Below are 2,146 nucleotides of genomic sequence, written 5' to 3' on the forward strand. Positions count from 1 at the left end.
CTGGGAGACTGGGAAACTGGGAACGTTTGGTATTTTCTTCTTCCTATGTTCTTCTGCCTCTTCTCCTAAAACCTAAAGCCTAAAACCTAATAACGCCCTAAAAAGCAAAATCTGAGCTGCTTAGAGATTTCTCTAGATTAGCTCAGATTGCGACCAAATTGAATTGTTACTTACTTGCGAGGAATTTTGGGCGGTTCGCGAAACGCGATCGCAAAAAAGATTGTGCCCAGAGCCAATACTGTGACCAAAATATAAATAGTTGCTTCCATTGTCAGAGTCCTATGGGATTACTTTTAGTTTAACAAGGATCGGAGGATAAGAGTTAGCGATTGGATAGGCCAAATCTCAAATCCCTTATCCTCACAACTGAAGAAGCTTACGCCTCTTTTTTCCGAGTAGTTGGGTCTCCCAATTTCTGGAACAGACCGAATTCGACTTGCTCTTCCATATCGGCTTCTACACCAGCAAATACGTCGCGGTAGATCGTCCGCGAACCATGCCAGAGATGACCGAAGAAGAAGAATAAAGCAAATACAGCATGACCGAAAGTGAACCAACCGCGCGGACTGGTACGGAATACACCGTCAGATCCGAGTTTTTCACGATCGAATTCAAAGATTTCACCACCTTGAGCTTTGCGGGCAAACTGCTTGACTTGAGTAGCATCTGTAAATGTTTGACCATTTAGAGCACCACCATAGAAGCTAGCAGTGATTCCAGCTTGCTCGAAGCTGTATCTCGATTCTGCCCGACGGAACGGTACGTCTGCACGAACCACACCTTCAGAGTCAGTCAAGACCACAGGGAAACTTTCAAAGAAGTTAGGCAGACGACGAACGCTCAGTACTCGACCTTCAGAGTCTTTGAATACTGGGTGTCCTTGCCAACCTTGAGCGATACCATCGCCTTTGTTCATCGGGCCAGTCCGGAACAGACCGCCTTTAGCAGGGCTGTTACCTACATAGTCATAGAAAGCGAGTTTGTCAGGAATTGCCTGCCAAGCCTCGGCTTCAGTTTTACCATCTTCGACGCTAGACTGAACGCGACGTTGAATTTCTTGTTGGAAATAACCGCTATCCCACTGATAACGAGTCGGGCCGAATAATTCGATCGGCGTGGTTGCATTACCGTACCACATGGTACCAGCAACGATAAAAGCAGCAAAGAATACGGCGGCAATACTAGAAGAAAGTACGGTTTCGATATTCCCCATCCGCAGAGCTTTATAAAGCCGTTCGGGCGGACGAACTGTTAAGTGGAATAATCCAGCAATAATCCCGACTGTACCTGCTGCAATATGGTGAGCGACTACGCCACCAGGATTGAACGGATTGAATCCCGCAGGCCCCCATTCTGGCGCGACAGGCGCGACATGCCCCGTAATGCCAAATGGGTCGGATACCCACATTCCCGGCCCGAATAGACCCGTCAGGTGGAATGCTCCGAAGCCGAAGCAGAGTAAACCAGATAAGAACAAGTGAATCCCAAACATTTTGGGTAAATCTAATGCAGGCTCGCCAGTGCGAGGATCTGTAAACAGTTCCAAGTCCCAATAAACCCAGTGCCAGATCGATGCTAAGATTAGCATCCCAGAAAGGATAATGTGAGCGGTAGCAACACCTTCAAAAGACCAGAAGCCAGCATCTGCTGCCGATTCACCTGGGACAATACTCCAACCACCCCAAGATTTGGTAATCCCAAGACGTGCCATGAAGGGCATGACAAACATGCCTTGTCGCCACATCGGGTTGAAAACTGGGTCGCTAGGATCGAAGTTTGATAATTCAAACAGAGCCATCGAACCAGCCCAACCAGCAACTAAAGCTGTGTGCATTAAATGTACGGATATCAGCCGACCTGGGTCATTCAGGACGACTGTATGCACGCGATACCAGGGTAGTCCCATCGACTACGATCCTCCTTAAAATAGGTGTCTACGAAAATTCTTATTTTTTAAATAATCTCATGCATTATGTTATCTGCTTACAACCTCCGAGGCAAGGCGATCCCACCAGATTAATCTCGCACTCATAGATCGGCTAAAACCGCCACATGACTAGACGCATAGTGGTTCTGGCTCTTTTGCTAATGCCAATTTAATTAAGATTTGTCCTCAGAATGTTTACAAATGTTAATAATTGGGGTG

Annotated in this window: 2 protein-coding genes; both read right to left on the reverse strand. The window is 46.9% G+C overall.

Annotated features, from left to right (window positions below; all coding sequences use genetic code 11):
• Nucleotides 1-170 precede the first annotated feature (170 nt).
• Nucleotides 171-269: a photosystem II reaction center protein T gene (locus C7B77_RS28785; RefSeq protein WP_106313141.1), complete on the reverse strand. Its 99-nt coding sequence runs from the start codon at nucleotides 267-269 to the stop codon at nucleotides 171-173.
• 107 nt (nucleotides 270-376) lie between these two features.
• Nucleotides 377-1,906, reverse strand: a complete 1,530-nt coding sequence (psbB, locus tag C7B77_RS28790) for a photosystem II chlorophyll-binding protein CP47 (RefSeq protein WP_106313144.1) — start codon at nucleotides 1,904-1,906, stop codon at nucleotides 377-379.
• Nucleotides 1,907-2,146: the final 240 nt, after the last annotated feature.

Origin of the sequence: Chamaesiphon polymorphus CCALA 037 (assembly GCF_003003845.1) — a bacterium.
In the GTDB taxonomy this organism is placed as follows: Bacteria; Cyanobacteriota; Cyanobacteriia; order Cyanobacteriales; family Chamaesiphonaceae; genus Chamaesiphon; species Chamaesiphon polymorphus.

Coding starts and splice junctions, on each gene's coding strand:
- psbB (WP_106313144.1), bottom strand. CDS start 1,906: ATGGGACTACCCTGGTATCGCGTGCATACAGTCGTCCTGAATGACCCA.
- C7B77_RS28785 (WP_106313141.1), bottom strand. CDS start 269: ATGGAAGCAACTATTTATATTTTGGTCACAGTATTGGCTCTGGGCACA.